At 60.8% G+C, this 18,008-nt stretch carries 17 protein-coding genes; 10 read left to right on the forward strand and 7 right to left on the reverse strand.

Annotation, left to right across the window (positions count from 1 at the left end):
- Positions 1 to 105 precede the first annotated feature (105 nt).
- The gene (locus EQV97_RS20325; protein ID WP_122838947.1) at positions 106 to 315 is read left to right on the forward strand and encodes a DUF2788 domain-containing protein; all 210 of its coding nucleotides are present in this window, start codon (positions 106 to 108) and stop codon (positions 313 to 315) included.
- Here EQV97_RS20325 and EQV97_RS20330 read toward each other — a convergent pair.
- The 4 genes from EQV97_RS20330 to EQV97_RS20345 all read right to left on the reverse strand — a co-directional run bounded on the left by EQV97_RS20330 (position 310) and on the right by EQV97_RS20345 (position 6,709).
- Positions 310 to 951 carry a pseudouridine synthase gene (locus EQV97_RS20330; RefSeq protein WP_122838946.1) on the reverse strand — a complete coding sequence of 214 codons (642 nt, stop codon included), beginning with the start codon at positions 949 to 951 and terminating at the stop codon, positions 310 to 312. The two genes, EQV97_RS20325 and EQV97_RS20330, sit on opposite strands and share 6 nt — an antisense overlap.
- Positions 952 to 1,022: 71 nt before the next feature.
- Positions 1,023 to 2,522, reverse strand: coding sequence for an AMP nucleosidase (gene amn, locus EQV97_RS20335; protein WP_177328595.1), 1,500 nt, complete (start codon positions 2,520 to 2,522; stop codon positions 1,023 to 1,025).
- 83 nt (positions 2,523 to 2,605) lie between these two features.
- Positions 2,606 to 4,255 (reverse strand): acyl-CoA dehydrogenase family protein, encoded by a 1,650-nt coding sequence (locus EQV97_RS20340; RefSeq protein WP_240889645.1) that lies wholly within the window; start codon positions 4,253 to 4,255, stop codon positions 2,606 to 2,608.
- 75 nt (positions 4,256 to 4,330) lie between these two features.
- Positions 4,331 to 6,709: a hybrid sensor histidine kinase/response regulator gene (locus EQV97_RS20345; protein WP_240889647.1), complete on the reverse strand. Its 2,379-nt coding sequence runs from the start codon at positions 6,707 to 6,709 to the stop codon at positions 4,331 to 4,333.
- 284 nt (positions 6,710 to 6,993) lie between these two features.
- Between EQV97_RS20345 and EQV97_RS20350 the strand changes: the two genes are divergently transcribed.
- The 4 genes from EQV97_RS20350 (at position 6,994) to EQV97_RS20365 (ending at position 10,535) form a co-directional block, all read left to right on the forward strand.
- Complete coding sequence (locus EQV97_RS20350) at positions 6,994 to 7,791, forward strand: hydroxymethylpyrimidine/phosphomethylpyrimidine kinase (RefSeq protein WP_045062071.1); 798 nt, start codon at positions 6,994 to 6,996, stop codon at positions 7,789 to 7,791.
- Between the two features lie 32 nt (positions 7,792 to 7,823).
- Positions 7,824 to 8,447 carry a thiamine phosphate synthase gene (gene thiE, locus EQV97_RS20355; RefSeq protein ID WP_122838943.1) on the forward strand — a complete coding sequence of 208 codons (624 nt, stop codon included), beginning with the start codon at positions 7,824 to 7,826 and terminating at the stop codon, positions 8,445 to 8,447.
- A 31-nt stretch (positions 8,448 to 8,478) separates the two neighbouring features.
- Complete coding sequence (gene hemL / locus EQV97_RS20360) at positions 8,479 to 9,762, forward strand: glutamate-1-semialdehyde 2,1-aminomutase (RefSeq protein WP_240889649.1); 1,284 nt, start codon at positions 8,479 to 8,481, stop codon at positions 9,760 to 9,762.
- A 224-nt stretch (positions 9,763 to 9,986) separates the two neighbouring features.
- Positions 9,987 to 10,535 carry a tetratricopeptide repeat protein gene (locus tag EQV97_RS20365; protein WP_045062074.1) on the forward strand — a complete coding sequence of 183 codons (549 nt, stop codon included), beginning with the start codon at positions 9,987 to 9,989 and terminating at the stop codon, positions 10,533 to 10,535.
- A gap of 138 nt (positions 10,536 to 10,673) precedes the next feature.
- Here EQV97_RS20365 and EQV97_RS20370 read toward each other — a convergent pair whose 3' ends face one another.
- Positions 10,674 to 11,003 carry a DUF1820 family protein gene (locus EQV97_RS20370; protein WP_045062075.1) on the reverse strand — a complete coding sequence of 110 codons (330 nt, stop codon included), beginning with the start codon at positions 11,001 to 11,003 and terminating at the stop codon, positions 10,674 to 10,676.
- A gap of 135 nt (positions 11,004 to 11,138) precedes the next feature.
- Between EQV97_RS20370 and miaB the strand changes: the two genes are divergently transcribed.
- The 5 genes from miaB to lnt all read left to right on the forward strand — a co-directional run bounded on the left by miaB (position 11,139) and on the right by lnt (position 16,564).
- The gene (miaB, locus tag EQV97_RS20375) at positions 11,139 to 12,467 is read left to right on the forward strand and encodes a tRNA (N6-isopentenyl adenosine(37)-C2)-methylthiotransferase MiaB (protein WP_163019395.1); all 1,329 of its coding nucleotides are present in this window, start codon (positions 11,139 to 11,141) and stop codon (positions 12,465 to 12,467) included.
- Between the two features lie 228 nt (positions 12,468 to 12,695).
- A complete protein-coding gene (locus EQV97_RS20380) occupies positions 12,696 to 13,700 on the forward strand; it encodes a PhoH family protein (protein WP_122838940.1) in 1,005 nt (334 codons plus the stop codon).
- The gene (ybeY, locus tag EQV97_RS20385; RefSeq protein WP_122838939.1) at positions 13,693 to 14,187 is read left to right on the forward strand and encodes an rRNA maturation RNase YbeY; all 495 of its coding nucleotides are present in this window, start codon (positions 13,693 to 13,695) and stop codon (positions 14,185 to 14,187) included. Before EQV97_RS20380 ends, ybeY begins: the two co-directional genes overlap by 8 nt.
- A 5-nt stretch (positions 14,188 to 14,192) precedes the next feature.
- On the forward strand, positions 14,193 to 15,032 hold the full coding sequence (locus EQV97_RS20390) for an HlyC/CorC family transporter (protein ID WP_240889651.1): 840 nt from the start codon (positions 14,193 to 14,195) through the stop codon (positions 15,030 to 15,032).
- A gap of 8 nt (positions 15,033 to 15,040) precedes the next feature.
- The gene (gene lnt, locus EQV97_RS20395; protein ID WP_122838938.1) at positions 15,041 to 16,564 is read left to right on the forward strand and encodes an apolipoprotein N-acyltransferase; all 1,524 of its coding nucleotides are present in this window, start codon (positions 15,041 to 15,043) and stop codon (positions 16,562 to 16,564) included.
- An 85-nt stretch (positions 16,565 to 16,649) separates the two neighbouring features.
- Here the strand turns inward: lnt and EQV97_RS20400 are convergent, their stop codons facing one another.
- A complete protein-coding gene (locus EQV97_RS20400; RefSeq protein WP_240889652.1) occupies positions 16,650 to 17,411 on the reverse strand; it encodes a YdcF family protein in 762 nt (253 codons plus the stop codon).
- Between the two features lie 106 nt (positions 17,412 to 17,517).
- Positions 17,518 to 17,838 carry a hypothetical protein gene (locus EQV97_RS20405; RefSeq protein WP_045062082.1) on the reverse strand — a complete coding sequence of 107 codons (321 nt, stop codon included), beginning with the start codon at positions 17,836 to 17,838 and terminating at the stop codon, positions 17,518 to 17,520.
- Between the last annotated feature and the right edge of the window lie 170 nt (positions 17,839 to 18,008).

Here is an 18,008-nt window from a genome sequence, read left to right on the forward strand (position 1 = left end):
CGACCAATGACTGCGGCACACCGACGCAGGTCAATGCTGCGCGAACCTTGCGTGGCGTATACTCGCCCCCCGCAATTTTAGCCGCGCCCACGCCGGAGAGTTTCGATGGATCCTGCCGTATTCGAAGAGTGGATGATGACCGGACTGGTCACCATCCTGATCATATTCATGGGTTTCATCGTCTGGGATCTGGCGAAGAAATCCAAGGCCGGTCGCTTCGGTTCAATGATTCTGTTCTTCGTGCTGGGCCTGGGCGTGGCCGCGTTCATCATCAAGAGCGTGGTGATCGGCCTGATCGAGTCCGGCGCCTTATAAACGCGCCGGCACTTCCTTCCACTGGCCTTGATCGAGCCCTTCGATCGACCAGTCGCCAATTCTGACGCGCACCAGACGCAAGGTCGGCAAACCCACCGCAGCCGTCATGCGCCGCACCTGGCGGTTGCGGCCCTCGCGAATCACCAGTTCCAGCCAACTGGTGGGCACACTCTTGCGAAAACGCACGGGAGGATTGCGCGGCCAAAGCTGCGGTTCTTCCAGCTGCCGCGCCTCGGCGGGCAAGGTCATGCCGTCATTGAGCTCGACGCCGTCGCGCAAGCGCTGCAGCTGCACAGCGTTCGGCTCGCCTTCCACTTGCACCCAGTAGGTCTTGGCCAGCTTGTGTTTCGGGTCGGCGATGCGCGCCTGCAGCTGTCCGTCATTGGTCAGCAACAGCAAGCCTTCGCTGTCGCGATCCAGACGTCCTGCCGGGTAGATGCCGGGTATCTCGATGTAATCCTTGAGCGTCGCCCGCCCTTCGCCGTCGCTGAATTGAGTCAGCACATCGAATGGCTTGTTGAACAGGATCAGCCGGGGTTCGGCAGGCGGCGCTTTGGCGACCCGGCGCGGGGCCGAGGCGGATGGCGCAAGGTTCGCACCGGGGCGGCGGGAAGCAGGACGTGGGGGACGGGACATGGCGAAGAGAACATCTAACGGTCAGGGCTGCTAATGCTAGTGCCCTGACCGCCAAATGACCATGAGAACAATCAGCGGAACGGCGGTTCGTCGAAGCTGCGCAATTTGCGCGAGTGCAGCGAGTTGAGTTCCGTGCGCAACAGGTCCACCGCTTCGATGCCAATCTTCAAGTGCTGGCTGACCGCACGCTCGTAGAACGCGTTCGCCGAGCCCGGCAGCTTGATTTCACTGTGCAGCGGCTTGTCCGAAACGCACAGCAACGTGCCGTACGGCACCCGCAAGCGATAGCCCTGGGCGGCAATGGTGCCGCTTTCCATGTCCACCGCCACGGCGCGGGACAGGTTGATCAGCGGACGCTCCTGGGCCCAGCGCAGTTCCCAGTTACGGTCGTCATAGGTCAGTACGGTACCGGTGCGCAGGCGCTTCTTCAGCTCGTCGCCCTTCTCGCCAGTGATGTTCGCCGCCGCCTGCTGCAAGGCCATCTGCACTTCTGCCAGGGCCGGAATCGGGATATTGGGTGGCACCACCCGGTCGAGAATGCCGTCGCGCCGCATGTAGGCGTGAGCCAGCACGTAGTCGCCGATGGTCTGGGACTGACGCAGGCCGCCACAGTGGCCGATCATCAGCCAGCAATGCGGGCGCAGTACCGCCAGGTGATCGGTGATGTTCTTGGCGTTGGAGGGGCCGACGCCGATATTCACCAGGGTCACGCCATGACCATCGCTGGCGATCAGGTGATAGGCCGGCATCTGGTAGCGATGCCACACCACGCCTGCGGCAATGGCCGATGCCTCGCCGTGGTCCATGCTCTTTTCAATGATCACGTTGCCCGGCAGTACCATGCGCACGAAACGCGGGTCGCTGCGCAACTGCTCAAGGCCATGCACGATGAACTGGTCGACGTAGCGGTGGTAGTTGGTCAGCAGGATCCACGGCTGCACATGGCGCCAGTCGCTGCCGGTGTAGTGCACCAGGCGACGCAGGGAGAAATCCACCCGTGCGGCGTCGAACAGGGCCAGTGGCAGCGGGTCAGTGTTTTCCCAGTCGTACAGGCCGTCGGCAATGCCATCGGTGGCGGCGGACAGGTCGGTACTGGGGAAGACGCGTGCCAGGACAGCAGCCGTTACCCCGGAACCCGCCAGCTCGTCGCCTTGCTCGACCACGTACGGATAGGGAATGTTCTGCTGGCTGATCCCGACTTCCACGGTCACGGTGAAGTCATGCATCAGCGGCACCAGCTGTTCGAGCAGGTATTTGCGAAACGCCGCAGGGTGAGTGACGGTGACACTGTAAGTGCCCGGCAGTTGAACCTTGGCGTAGGCGCGGGTGGTCTGCGGCACTTCGCCCTGGCAGTGATAGGTCAGACGCAGTTCGGGATAACGAAACATCGCACGCTGTTCGGCGTCCGGTTCTATACGATCCTTGAGGTAACGCTTGAGCGCCTGATTCAGCGCAGTGGTTGCACGTTCGTGCAAGAGCGCAAGCCGATCCACGGCTTGCTCGGCGGTTTGAACGACAATAAAAGCTTCGGTCACGATCAGCATCCTGTGTTCTGACTTGCAGAGCTTCATCTTGCCTGCATCGTCGTCGGACGGGAACAGTGAAAAAAAGATCGTCCGAAGGCCCGGGCCGCGTTCGGACGATCTTTTGCCCTTCAAATCATCTGCGGGGTTGATCGGGCGACGATCGCTTCTACCTCCAGGCCGCGTGGCAGCGCACCATACACGCGGCCGTTCGAGCCGAGTCGGCTGGCGATGAACGCATCACTGACGGCAGCATTACCCGCCTCCAGCAACAACCTGGCCTGCAAACCCAGGGCGATGTCCTCGGTGAGCTGGCGGGCTCGGTACTGGATATCGCCCGTGTCCCTGAATGCTGCCTGCAGCTGGTGGATATGCGCCGCCAGGCGCTTGTCGCCATGGCCATCGCCCAGTTCACTGAACAGCACATCGAGCACGCCGGGCTCTTTCGACAACGCCCGCAGCACGTCCAGGCACTGCACGTTGCCGGAGCCTTCCCACGTTGAGTTCACCGGCGCCTCGCGGTACAGGCGCGGCAGGATGCTGTCCTCGACATACCCCGCACCGCCCATGCATTCGGCGGCTTCGTTGATCATGGCCGGTGCACGTTTGCAGATCCAGTACTTGCCCACGGCGGTCACCAGCCGGGCGAATTTTGCTTCATGATCGTCAGCCAAATGATCCAGGGCGCGGCCCATGCGCAGGCTCAAGGCCAGGGCGGCTTCGCTTTCCAGGGCCAGGTCCGCCAGCACATTCTGCATCAGCGGTTGCTCACTCAGCAGCCTGCCCCCGACGCTGCGGTGCGCGCAGTGATGGCTCGCCTGGGTCAAGGCCTGGCGCATCAGCGAACTGGAACCGACCATGCAATCAAAGCGAGTCATGGCCACCATCTCGATGATGGTCGGCACCCCGCGCCCTTCCTCGCCGACCATCCACGCCAGCGCGCCGCGAAACTCTACTTCGCTGGAGGCATTGGAGCAGTTGCCGAGCTTGTTTTTGAGGCGCTGGATGTAGAACTGGTTGCGAGTGTCGTCCGGGCGATGGCGCGGCAACAGGAAGCAGGTCAAGCCTTTGTCGGTCTGGGCCAGCGTCAGGAAGGCATCGCACATCGGCGCCGAGCAGAACCACTTGTGACCCACCAGTTCGTACGCCTGGCCCGGTCCACTGGCGCCAACCGGATAAGCCTTGGTGGTATTGGCCCGAACATCGGTGCCGCCCTGTTTCTCGGTCATGGCCATGCCGATGGTGACGCCCGCCTTGTGCGCCATGCCGATGTTGCGCGGATCGTATTCGGTGGCGAGGATTTTCGGCAGCCAAATGTCAGCCAGATTTGGCTGCAGGCGCAGGGCCGGCACGCTGGCAAACGTCATGGTCAGCGGGCAACCGCTACCGGCTTCGGCCTGGCTATGCAGATAGGTCATGGCGGCGCGGGCAACGTGCGCTCCCGGCTGCGGCTGCGCCCAGGGCAACGACGTCAGGCCATGCTCGACCGCCGTGCGCATCAACTCATGATAGGCCGGGTGAAATTCCACCAGGTCGATGCGATGGCCGTATCGGTCGTGGCTGGAAAATACCGGCTTGTTCTCGTTGGCCAGGAACCCGGCTGCCATCAGCGGCCCACCGGCCAGCGCACCGTAGGCATCAATGCGCGATTCGGCCCAGCCGGCGCCAAAATGCCGCGACCATTGCTGCAGCGGCAAATCGACGCGGTACAGGTTGGCGCCATCCAGCGACGGTGGCTGGTTAGTGACTTCGTGGGTTTCGGCGAACTGATGCAGGTTCATGACGGGGCTCCTTTGGTCGGCCAAGGGGTTTTCAGTTAAGCACTGCCCCCTGAGCGTTCAAAGTGTCATACCTGCCTAATTGGCGGCGCTTTCGCCCTGCTCAAAACCCAGCACCCGGCGTTGCAGTGCCGCCTGCAAATCCTCGAACTTCACCGGCTTGCTCAAGTAGTCGGTGAAACTGGCGCCGGTGCAGTGCTCGCGATCAATGCTCAAGGCAATCATGAAGACCGCAAGCTCGGCGCAGCCCGCCAGCGTACGGATCTGGCTACTGACAGGCATGCCATTGAATGGCGGCAATTGGCAGTCGAGCAATACCGCATCAAACGCCTCCCGCTGCAGGTAATCGAGTGCCGCCGACCCGCTGTCGGCCGTGCGCACCTGGTACCCGAGCTTGAGCAGCATGCCGCGGATAACCAGTTGGTTGACGGTGTTCCCGTCCACCAGCAGCACCTTGCAATCTCGCGGCTGGCGCAGGCGCGAGTAATGCTGTGAAGTGCGGGGCGGGGATTGCGTTATTGACAGTTCAAATTCGACGTCCAGCTGGAAACGACTGCCGCGACCTGGCTCGGAGCGGTGCGTCAGTCGCCCCCCAAGCAACTCGACCAGCTGCCGACAAATGGCCAGACCCACGCCCAGCCCGCCATACTCGCGGGTCATTGAGCCATCGAGCTGGAAGAAGCGCTGATACATGGTCGCCTCCCCCAGGTCGGTAAAACCGATACCGGTATCGATCACCGCAAAACACAGCGCCATTCTTCCAGGTTGCGCAGGTTTGCCTGTGACGCGCAGCGCCAGCCCACCGACCCGGGTGAACTTGATCGCATTGTCCAGCAGGCATTCCAGGCATTGCATCAGCTTGGCGCTGTCACCGTGCAGGCGGTCTGGAAGGCCGGGTGTCACGTCGACCTTGAAGTCCAGCGACTTGCTCAGGGCATTGCTCTCGAACTGCACGCGCAAGGCTTCGATCACGCTGCGCAGACTGAACGTCGCCGCGCTGGCCGTAAGCCTGCCGGCCTGCAACTCGGTCAACGTGAGGATGCCGTTGACCATGCGCATCATGTCCCGGGCAGATCCTGCCGCCGTTTGCTGGTACTGCTCCAGCTCCGGATCCATCGCGACGGTTTGCATCAGCTCCAGCGAACCGATGACCCCGTTCATGGGCGTGCGCAACTCGTGGGTCAGGGTGGCGAGGAATTCGTCCTTGAGCCGGTTGCTGTGCGCCAGTTGCTGGTTCAGCACTTCGAGCTTCTGCCCGGCATCAAACAGGGTCTGCGCCTGCTGCTCGCGCATGGCATTGATGCGGTCGGCCAGCGCCAGGGACAGAAGTGCCACTTCGATGGCCGAACCGATCTGGCTGGAATACATGGTCAGGAATACGTTTGGCAGGTAACCCAGGACCATCAGTGTGTTGATGATGCCGCCGAGCAAAAAGGCCGACCAGGCAATGATGAAATACCGCGCCACGCGCAAACCGCGCAGCCAGGCGAAGATCCCTGCGGCAAAAATCACCACGGTAAAAATCAGCGCCAGGGCCGTGGCCAGGCGCAAGGCCAGGGCGTAGCTGGTCATGAGGGACAAACCGATGACCACTGCGCCAAACACAACCAGCGCCAGCAGCAAGCGATCGAGCCAGCGACTGTAGGTGGCCGTCTGCAGGAAGCTGCGGGCGAACTGACTGCCAAACAACCCGGCACAGCCGATGAAGAACGGTGTGGCGGCGTTGGCCCACCAGGGATTGTCCGGCCAGAAATATTGCACGGCCGCACCGTTCACCGACAGTTGGTACAGGCCGAACGAGGCAATATAGAAGATGTAATAGAGGTAGCTGGTGTCCCGCACGCTCAGGTAGATGAACAGGTTATAGACCAGCATCCCCAGCAACACACCGTAGATCAGGCCCAGCACATACAGGCGTAGCGGTTGCTCTTCGAGAAACGCGGTACTGGACCACAAGGTCACCGGCGCCTGGATCGACCCCTCGCTTTGCAGGCGCAGGTACAGGGTTTGCGCCTGGTCGGGGGTGAAATCGAGATCGAACAGGTAATTGTTCTGGCGAATTTCGCGGGTGGAGAAAGGCAAGGCATCGCCGGTCTGGCGCACCAGTCGGTATTCGCCCGCAGCGTCGGGTAAATACAGATCCAGATGATCGAGGGGCGGATAGGCCAGTTCCAGCAGCCAGGTTCTTTGCGTCGCTGGATTCTTCGGACGATAGTGCAGGTCGATTTTCAGCCAGAACGCTGAACGCGAATAGCCGGCGTTGAGGGTGGCATTATCGTGGGGTTTGAACCGTCCTGCGGCATCCTCGGCACGGACGTCGGCAATGGTCGCTTGCCCGCCCGCGTCTTCGAACACTTGCAGGGTTCGGCCCAATGGCAGGCTTTGAGTGTTCTCGTCGAATTCGACTGCGCTCGCCAAAAGGGGAAAGCAGAGCAGCAACATCAGCAAATAGCGCATCTAAGCCCCAGCGTGGCCGGTCCGGTTATCTCAGGAAGCCCCTCATTCCCTTTGAGTAGACGTAAAACCGGTATTACCTGTTATTGATTTGGATCCACTCTAGCATAGCCGTTAGTGGCCAATGAACACCATTGAAAAATATACTCGAAAGGCTCTAGTACGGGCTTTGCAGCGCTATCTATTGAGCTAGAGCGGTTGCCCCCCTCATGCCGACTGTGGGAGCGACCCTGCTGCTACAGAGTCCACTGTCATGAGTCGAGTGACTGGTGGTAAGCTCGCGCACCATGAATATCTACAGCTCCCGCCCCGTTGTCCTCTGTCTCTCCGGCCACGACCCCAGTGGTGGCGCCGGCTTGCAGGCAGATATCGAAGCCCTGCTCGCCCAGGGTTGTCATGCGGCTCCGGCCGTCACCGCGCTGACTGTGCAAGACACGGTCAACGTCACTGATTTCCGCGTACTCGACCGAGCATGGGTGCTGGCCCAGGCCAACGCCGTGCTCAACGATTCCGAAGTCGCCGCCGTCAAGCTGGGCATGCTCGGTTCGCTGGAAATGGTCGACACCGTGGTCGAGCTGCTGCAGGCGCATCCGCACTTGCCGATGGTTTGCGACCCGGTATTGCGCGCGGGCGGCGGCGGACGCCTGGGCAAGGACGAAGTCGGCTACGCGATGCGCGAACGCCTGCTCCCACTGGCGATCATTGCCACCCCCAACCTGCCCGAAGCGCGCATCCTCGCCGAGCTCCCCGAAGGCACGGCAGACCAATGCGCGGAAAAACTGCTGCCCTACGTCAAGCATCTGCTGATCACCGGCGGTCACGGCGACGAGCAGGAAATTCACAACCGCCTGTACACCCGCGACGGTCGCCGCGAAACCTTCACCTGCCAGCGTTTGCCCGGCAGTTATCACGGTTCCGGCTGCACCCTGGCCAGCGCCCTGGCCGGTCGTCTGGCGCAGGGTGAAAACCTCGTCAGTGCCGTGCAGACCGCGCTTAACTACACATGGCGCACCTTGCGTGATGCGGAGCAGCTGGGTAAAGGTCAATTTGTGCCACGCCGCCTGCCGCTGGATTTCTGTTCGTAACTTCCCATTAGTCATGCGGTGAGGCTTGTCCGATGAAACTACGTGGCCTTTACGCCATCACCGACAGCCAGTTGCTGGCCGGTAAATTCCTCTCGTACGTGGAGGCGGCGCTGGAAGGTGGCGTCACCCTGCTGCAGTACCGCGACAAGAGTACGGACGAAGCCCGGCGCCTGCGCGAGGCCGAAACCCTGCGGGATCTGTGCGACCGGTACAAGACCCGGCTGATCATCAATGACGATGCCGAGCTGGCTGCGCGCCTGAACGTTGGCGTACACCTCGGCCAGACCGACGGCCCGTTGACCCCGGCCCGCGCATTACTGGGCCGCCAGGCAATCATCGGTTCGACCTGCCACGCGCAGATCAACCTTGCCGAGCAGGCCGCCAAAGAAGGCGCCAGTTACGTTGCCTTCGGTCGCTTCTTCAATTCCACCACCAAACCCGGCGCGCCGACCTGCAGCCTCGAACTGCTGGATCGGGCTCGCAGCACATTGCATTTGCCGATCTGCGCAATCGGTGGCATCACCCTGGAAAACGCGGAGCCGCTGGTGGCCCACGGGGTCGATCTGCTGGCGGTGGTCCACGGCCTGTTTGGCGCCGAAAGCACGGCTGAAGTCACACGCCGCGCCCGCGCGTTCAACGAACTGCTTTCCATTTAAGTCGCTTAAAATCTGATTTGAGAGTCCGATCATGTCCCGTTCCGAAACGCTATTTGCCAATGCCCAGAAACACATCCCCGGCGGTGTGAACTCGCCAGTGCGCGCGTTCAAGAGCGTTGGCGGTACGCCGCTGTTTTTCAAACACGCTGAAGGGGCCTACGTCACCGACGAAGACAATAAGCGCTACGTTGATTACGTCGGCTCGTGGGGCCCGATGATCCTCGGCCACAGCCACCCGGACGTTCTGGACGCCGTGCGCAAGCAGCTTGAGCACGGCCTGTCCTACGGCGCACCGACCGAGATGGAAACCCAGATGGCGGATCTGGTGTGCTCGCTCGTGCCTTCAATGGAAATGGTGCGCATGGTCAGCTCCGGCACCGAAGCGACCATGAGTGCCATTCGCCTGGCCCGCGGGTTTACCGGGCGCGACAGCATCATCAAGTTCGAAGGCTGCTATCACGGTCACTCCGACAGCCTGCTGGTCAAGGCCGGTTCCGGCGCCCTGACCCAAGGCGTGCCGAGTTCGGCAGGTGTACCGGCGGCATTCGCCAGACACACGCTGACTTTGCCCTTCAACGACATCGACGCGGTCGAAACCATGCTGGCTGAAGTGGGCCAGGAAGTCGCGTGCATCATCGTCGAGCCGGTGGCCGGCAACATGAACTGCGTTCCTCCGGCACCGGGCTTTCTCGAAGGCCTGCGGACCCTGTGCGACAAGCACGGCGTGGTGCTGATTTTCGACGAAGTGATGACCGGTTTCCGTGTGGCACTGGGCGGTGCACAAGCGCATTACGGCGTGACCCCGGACCTGACCACCTTCGGCAAGATCATTGGTGGTGGCATGCCGGTTGGCTGCTTCGGCGGCAAGCGTGAAATCATGTCGCACATTGCACCACTGGGGCCTGTTTACCAGGCTGGTACGCTGTCGGGTAACCCGCTGGCAATGGCGGCGGGCCTGACCACCTTGCGCCTGATCAGCCGTCCTGGCTTCCATGCCGAGTTGACCGACTACACCAGTCGCCTGCTCGATGGCCTGCAACAACGCGCCGATGCAGCCGGTATCCCGTTCGTGACCACCCAGGCCGGCGGCATGTTCGGCCTGTACTTCAGTGGTGCCGATGACATCGTGACCTTCGACGACGTGATGGCCAGCGATGCCAAGCTGTTCGGGCGTTTCTTCCACCTGATGCTCGAAGGCGGCGTGTACCTGGCGCCAAGCGCATTCGAAGCCGGTTTCACCTCGATCGCCCATGGCGAAGCCGAGTTGAAACTGACGCTGGATGCCGCTGAACGTGCATTCGCTGCCTTGAAGTAATGCCGTGCCGCTGACGCTGGCGATTGCCAGCGTCAGTAATCCCTGCATCCGCGCCCCCTTTCCTGCTCATCTGCCAGGTTTTTCCCGCAAAGTGGGTTATATATTTCCCTCGCAGCAGAAAAACGAGTAAAGACTTTGTAAGGATGGCCCTGCTTATTTCATAATGCGCGCTTATTGGATCCCCTCGATGGGTCCGCGCGCCCTTCAGAGGTAAGTCGATTCCCATGAACCGCACCGGCCGCGCCCTTGCACTGGGCTGCCTGTTGCTCCTTCAGCCCTTGCTTGTACAAGCAGGCGGCAACTCGTTGTTAATCCCAGCGATGGGTCGCTGCACCCTCAATACTCAGCCGCAGGACTTGGCCCAGGCGCTTGCTGCCTGCCAGAAAGCCTCGGATGAAGGGGATGCACAGGCGCAATACGAGTTGGGTGAGTTCTACTACGACGGCAAAAATGCGCCGCGCGACCTCAATCAAGCCCTGAGCTACTTCGAAAAAGCCTCACTGCAAGGCCACGCCCAGGCGCAATTCAAGCTCGGCACCATGTTCTTCCACGGCGAAGGCGTGCCGGCCAACAATGTCCAGGCATATATCGTGCTGAAGATGGCGGCGGTCAATGGCGCGGAGGATGCGCTGGACACTGCCGACGAGGTGGCCGAGAAGATGCCGCGTGAAGAACTTGAGGTGGCCACTCAGGTGCTCGGGCAGATTTTCCGCAAGTATTTGATGGAATTGCAAAGCGCGGATGGGCGTACGCCGTTTTCGCCACTTCCCTAGTTTTTGCTTCGATCTGACGACCCCATCGCTGGCAAGCCAGCTCCCACAGGGGCGCTGTCGTTCACAAATAATGTGAACACCGCAGATCTACTGTGGCAGCTGGCTTGCCAGCGATAGGGTCGACGCGGTCTCGAAGGCTTACTTGTCAGGCATCGGCATCGGAAACGGCATCACATTGCCGACCGCGCCACGGGCTTCGCTGATTTTTGGCGTACCCAGGCGCTCGACTTCATCGATGCGCACAATCGAATGCATCGGCACAAAACTGCGTACCACACCCTCGAACTGAGCCTTGAGCTTCTCTTCGCTCGGATCGACGACCACTTGCGTGCGCTCGCCAAAGACGAATTCTTCCACTTCCAGGAAACCCCACAGATCACTTTGATAGATCTGTTTGGCATACATTTCGTACACCTGGCCCTGGTTGAGGAAAATCACCTTGTAGATTGGAGCTTCACGTTTGGTCATGGTGGGCGAGCAACACATCGGGGGATAAAAATGAGGGCGCGAACTATAGCATAGCCGCCGGACGCACAGCGGTAGGAACATGGGGCCATGTTCCCTATAATGCGCGGTTCTTTGAATCACGTGATGACTCTGTCCATGGCCAAGAAACTTTACATCGAAACCCACGGTTGCCAGATGAACGAGTACGACAGCTCGCGCATGGTCGACTTGCTGGGTGAACACCAGGCCCTGGAAGTCACCGCTCGCGCTGAAGATGCCGACGTGATCCTGCTCAATACCTGCTCGATCCGCGAACGTGCCCAGGACCGGGTGTACTCCCAGCTCGGCCGCTGGCGCGAATTGAAACTGGCCAACCCGGACATGGTGATCGCCGTGGGCGGTTGCGTGGCGAGCCAGGAAGGGGCGGCCATCCGCGACCGCGCGCCCTATGTCGACGTGGTATTCGGACCACAGACCCTGCACCGCCTGCCGGAAATGATCGACGCCGCGCGTGCCACCAAGTTGCCGCAAGTCGACGTCTCGTTTCCGGAAATCGAAAAATTCGACCACCTGCCCGAGCCGCGCATCGACGGCCCAAGCGCCTACGTGTCGGTCATGGAAGGGTGCAGCAAGTACTGCACTTTCTGCGTGGTGCCTTACACCCGCGGCGAAGAAGTCAGCCGCCCGTTCGACGACGTGATCGCCGAGATCATCCACCTGGCCGAAAATGGCGTGCGTGAGGTGACCCTGCTGGGCCAGAACGTCAACGGCTATCGTGGCGCCACTCACGACGGACGCCTGGCCGACCTGGCCGAGCTGATCCGCGTAGTTGCGGCTGTCGATGGCATCGACCGCATCCGCTACACCACTTCACACCCGCTGGAGTTCTCCGACAGCCTGATCCAGGCCCACGCCGAAGTACCGGAACTGGTCAAACACCTGCATTTGCCGGTGCAGTCGGGTTCCGATCGGATTCTCTCGGCGATGAAGCGCAACCACACGGCGCTGGAGTACAAATCCAAGCTGCGCAAACTGCGTGCAGCCGTTCCGGGAATTTGCATCAGTTCGGACTTTATTGTCGGTTTCCCGGGCGAAACCGAAAAAGATTTCGAGCAGACCATGAAACTGATCGAGGACGTCGGTTTCGACTTTTCCTACTCGTTCGTCTATAGCCAGCGCCCGGGCACCCCGGCAGCCGACCTGGCGGACGAGACGCCGGAAGCGTTGAAAAAAGAGCGCCTGAATGCTTTGCAACATCGCCTGAACCAGCAAGGTTTCGAAATCAGCCGACAAATGGTCGGTTCGATCCAGCGGATCCTGGTCACCGATTATTCGAAAAAGGACCCTGGCGAACTGCAAGGCCGCACCGAGAATAATCGTATCGTCAACTTCCGTTGCGACAATCCAACCCTGATTGGCCAGTTTGCCGACGTGCACATCGATGCCGCCCAGCCGCACTCGCTGCGGGGCTCGCTGATCCAGTAGCAAATACCCGGGGCAATGACGACTTTGTGGGAGCTGGCTTGCCAGCGATAGCGGCGTAACTGGCAACATCTTCGCTGGACTTGATGGCCTCACCGCTGGCAAGCCAGCTCCCACAGTGGACCGAGTTGATCATAAGAATGAGCTCATCCATTTAAGAGCTTTCGCACCCAGCCCACTGGCGTTATCCTTGATTTCATCCTAATTGCCCCAGGGCGGCTAAATACGACCTTGAACGCACCCATCGAACCACATCGCTTTATCCTCGAGCCCTTTGAGGCTCGCCGCTTCGCCAATCTGTGCGGGCAATTCGACGAGCACCTGCGCTTGATCGAACAGCGCCTGACAATCGAGATCCGCAACCGCGGGAACCAGTTCGAGCTGATCGGCGACCCTAAACACACCAGCTCAGCGGAAAACCTGCTGCGCCGCCTGTACCGGGAAACCAAGGGTACCGAGCTGTCGCCGGACATGGTCCACCTGTTCCTGCAGGAATCGGCCGTCGCAGAGCTGGACAACGTGTCCCCATCCGAACCGTCCGTCGCCCTGCGCACCAAGAAAGGCATGATTCGCCCTCGCGGCTTGAATCAATTGCGCTACGTGAAGGAAATCCTCGGCAACGACATCAACTTCGGCATCGGCCCCGCCGGTACCGGCAAGACCTATCTGGCCGTTGCCTGCGCAGTAGATGCGCTGGAACGGGAGCAGATCCGCCGCATCCTGCTGGTTCGTCCGGCGGTTGAAGCGGGCGAAAAGCTCGGCTTCCTGCCCGGCGACCTGTCGCAGAAGATCGACCCCTACCTGCGCCCGCTGTACGACGCGCTGTACGAAATGCTCGGCTTCGAATACGTGGCCAAGCTGATCGAACGCCAGGTAATCGAAGTCGCACCGCTGGCCTACATGCGTGGCCGCACGCTCAATAACAGCTTCATCATCCTCGACGAAAGCCAGAACACCACCGTCGAGCAGATGAAGATGTTCCTGACCCGGATCGGCTTTGGCTCCACGGCAGTCATCACCGGTGACATCACCCAGGTCGACCTGCCAAAGGGCACCAAGTCCGGGCTGCACCACGTGATCGAGGTGCTCAAGGACGTGCCAGGCATCAGTTTTACCCATTTCATGCCCAAGGACGTCGTGCGCCATCCGCTGGTGCAACGCATCGTCGAAGCCTACGAGCGCTTTGAAAACCGTGTGGCCGACGAAGCACCGAAGGACAGCCGCCGCGATGCTTGAGCTTGATCTGCAACTGGCTACCCAGGCGCCTGTTCCCAGCGAAGCCGAGTTCCGCCAATGGTGCGAGCTCGCCCTGCGCCAACGCACCGCCGATTCCGAAATGACCATTCGCCTGGTTGACCAGGATGAAGCGCGCGAGCTGAACCACACCTGGCGGCAGAAAGACTATGCCACCAACGTGCTGTCGTTTCCGGCTGACGTGCCTGACGAGTTCCTCGATATACCGCTGCTGGGCGATCTGGTGATCTGCGTGGCGGTGGTCGAGCGCGAGGCCGCTGAACAAGGCAAGGAACTAAAGGCCCACTGGGCGCATCTGGTGATTCATGGCTGCTTGCATCTGTTGGGTTACGACCATATAGATGACGACGAAGCCGAAGAAATGGAAGCGCTGGAACGAACGTTGCTTGCCGAGCTGGGTCATCCGGACCCGTACGCAGACGACGAAACACAAACATCCCCTATCGTTACAACAAAGGATTCAGAGTAATCGCTATGAGCGAAGATCGATCGAGCAACGGGCAGAAGTCATGGCTGGGTAAGCTCACCCAGGCTTTTGCCCACGAGCCGAAAAACCGCCAGGAGCTCATGGAGCTGCTGCGTGATGCCCATCAGAACAAGTTGCTGGACAGCGAAGCGCTGGCCATTGTCGAAGGCGCCATCCAGGTCGCTGACCTGCAGGTACGGGACATCATGGTCCCGCGCTCGCAGATGATCAGCATCAAGGCGACCCAGACACCTCGCGAGTTCCTGCCTGCCGTGGTCGACTCGGCCCACTCCCGCTACCCGGTGATCGGCGAAAGCCACGATGACGTGATGGGCGTGTTGCTGGCCAAGGACCTGCTGCCGTTGATCCTCAAGGAGAACGGCGACAGCTTCAACATCAAGGATCTGCTGCGCCCGGCCACTTTCGTACCGGAGTCCAAGCGCCTTAATGTGCTGCTGCGCGAATTCCGCGCCAACCACAATCACATGGCCATCGTGATCGACGAATACGGCGGTGTCGCTGGCCTGGTGACCATCGAAGACGTGCTGGAACAGATCGTTGGCGACATCGAAGACGAGCACGACGTCGAAGAAGACAGCTACATCAAGCCACTGCCCAGCGGTGACTTCCTGATCAAGGCCCTGACGCCGATCGAGAACTTCAACGAGTTCTTCGACAGCGAGTTCTCCGATGACGAGTTCGACACCGTCGGCGGCCTGGTGATGAGCGCGTTCGGGCACTTGCCAAAACGCAACGAAATCACTGAAATCGGCCCTTACCGCTTCCGCATCCTGAACGCCGACAGCCGTCGAATTCACTTGCTGCGCCTGACACCCATTGCTCGCTAAGGATTGAAATGCGCCGTCTGACCGCCCCCGGCTGGCCCGGTAACCTGCTGGCCGTGGCGGCCGGTGCACTCACCACCCTGGCCCTGGCGCCGTTCGATATCTGGCCGCTGGCATTGCTGGCGGTCGGTTTTTTCTACGCCGGCTTACGCCAACTGACTCCACGCCAGGCCTTGGGCCGTGGCTGGTGTTTCGGTTTCGGCCTGTTTGGTGCCGGTACCAGCTGGATCTATTACAGCATCCACCACTTCGGTGGCGCCTCGGTGCTGCTCGCCGGTTTCCTCATGCTGATCTTCACGGCGGCGATTGCCTGGTTCTTCGCCCTGCCCGCGTGGATCTGGGCGCGCTGGCTGCGCCGTAATGAGGCGCCGTTGGCTGACGCACTGGCATTCGCCGCGTTGTGGGTCGCCCAGGAAGCCTTCCGGGGCTGGTTCCTTACCGGTTTCCCGTGGCTCTACTCCGGTTACAGCCAGCTCGACGGGCCTCTGGCCGGGCTCGCGCCTGTGGGCGGGATGTGGCTGATCTCCTTTGCCCTCGCCCTCACCGCGGCGCTTATCTGTAACGGCCTGCGCCTGGTCCGCACTGGGCGCAAAGGTTTCATGGCGATGGGCGTATTACTGCTGGCCGGCCCATGGGTGGCAGGCATCGCGCTGAAGGAACACGCCTGGACCAGCCCCTCAGGCGCGCCACTGAGTGTTGCCGCGATCCAGGGCAACGTCGAACAGAGCATGAAGTGGGACCCGGCGCAGTTGAACGCTCAGCTTGCCCTGTATCGCGACATGAGCCTCAGTTCCAAACGGGTCGACCTGCTGATCTGGCCGGAAACCGCAGTACCGGTGCTCAAGGAATCCGCCGAAGGCTACCTGAACATGATGGGCAAGTTCGCGGCCGAGCGTGATTCTGCGCTGATCACCGGCGTGCCGATCCGTCAGGAAGTTCACCACCAGAAACGCTTTTACAACGGCATTACCGTGGTCGGTGAAGGCGACGGGACCTACCTCAAGCAGAAACTCGTCCCGTTCGGCGAGTACGTGCCGCTGCAGGACATCCTGCGCGGGTTGATCGCGTTCTTCGACCTGCCGATGTCCGACTTCGCCCGCGGCCCGGCCGATCAGCCACTGCTGCAAGCCAAGGGTTATCAGATTGCGCCATTCATTTGCTACGAAGTGGTGTATCCAGACTTCGCCGCCGACCTGTCGGCGCGCAGCGACCTGTTGCTGACGATCAGCAACGACACCTGGTTTGGTACGTCCATCGGCCCGCTGCAACACTTGCAGATGGCGCAGATGCGCGCACTGGAGGCCGGTCGCTGGATGATTCGCGCGACCAACAATGGCGTCACCGGGCTAATTAACCCGTTCGGCCAGATCACCGCACAGATTCCGCAGTTCGAGCGCGGCATTTTGTATGGGGAAGTGGTGCCGATGCATAACCTGACGCCCTACCTGCAATGGCGTTCGTGGCCGTTGATCGTGGTGTGTGTGTTGTTGTTTGGCTGGGCGCTGGTGGCGAACAGGATGGCCAAGACCGTTTAATTTAATTGTGATGCCTTAAAAGATCGCAGCCTCGTTTCACTCGACAGCTCCTACCGGGTGACACGCCGCTGCGATCTTTTGATCTTCAACGGTAAAACAACGAATACCCCACCTGTCCTACCGCCTCGTTCATCAACTGCCCGCTCTGCCAGATCGACTTGAACTCGGGCATCCAGCCACCCAGCGGTCGCGCGTTATCCCCACCGAGAAACCCCACCGGCGCAGGCACCACCTCGAATCCGGCTTTCTGGAAACTCCAGACAGCCCGCGGCATGTGGGCCGCCTGGGTTACCACTACCACGCGCTTGATCCCCTGGGGCAGCAACATGCTGGCGCTCATCTGCGCGTTCTCCCAGGTCGTGCGGCTGAGTCCTTCCTGCCAGCGTACGGTCACCCCGAAATCGTCCAGCATCGAATCCGCCATCAACCTGGCTTCGGAAGGTGGCGTACCGTAATGCAAGCCGCCACTGGTGAGCACCGGCAACCCCGACGCCTTGGCCAGGCGCGCGGCATAACGTTGCCGCTCCAGCCCGATACCTGTCGGCTGATCGGCGCCCCATGCCGGGTCACCATGTTCGCGCCCTGAACCCAGCACCACGATGGCATCGGCACGCTGGCCGAGTGTCGCCCACTCTTCACGTGTCAACGGCGGCACGCGCTCCAGGGCATTGGCACTCCATTGCACGACAATCGGCAGGCTCATCAGCCAGAAGCCCCCCAGGCCCAACGCAAAGCACAGGCCGGCCAGTCGTGGCCGGGTGCGGCGCAGCCACCAGCCAAGGGCCAGCAAAAGCAACAGGATGCCGGGCGGCAAGAGAAGTTGTTTCACGAAATAACGAAAAGGCATCGAGCATCTCCAGAGATGCCCGAAGCCTAAGAGGGTTGATGCAATGCGACAACTAAATCGAAAGGACTAAACTGTTTCATTGCCTGAAATGCGGCCGGAGCCTTATTTATTTGAATTGCAGCGACCGGACCTTTACCGCGTCCCTGCCAGGTACCTTGTCCTTGAGCCAGATGATTTTGGCCGAGCGCGGTGCGTCAAGCTGCTTCACTGCTTCTGACAGGCATCCGTGTGTTTCACGTTCACTGCGGTCCAGATACGCTTTTACCAAGGCAAATTCTGCGGGGCTCAGGCCACGCAGTTCCAACTCGAGGGGGCGCTCATCGCGCAGCCGGTCAGCGGTTTTAGCAGCGTCCAGGGCGATCCCCAGACGATCGATCAGTCGTTCATAAAGCTGCGGTTTCGTGACTTTTTGCTGTGACTCAACCATCCCTCACCTCATTGAAGATAAGTCTTGCTCCCCATTTAGAGCTTAGCTTCCATCACCAAACCGGCTAAGCGCCGCGACCAACGGCCCTCGCCGGGCAAATCGGGCGGCGCCTGCGTGCAATCAGGGTTTCCCTCGGCAGAGCGCGGTCATGTATGCTACGGCGCTTCCTG

This window comes from Pseudomonas sp. TMW22090 (assembly GCF_022496665.1).
Lineage (GTDB): Bacteria > Pseudomonadota > Gammaproteobacteria > Pseudomonadales > Pseudomonadaceae > Aquipseudomonas > Aquipseudomonas gregormendelii.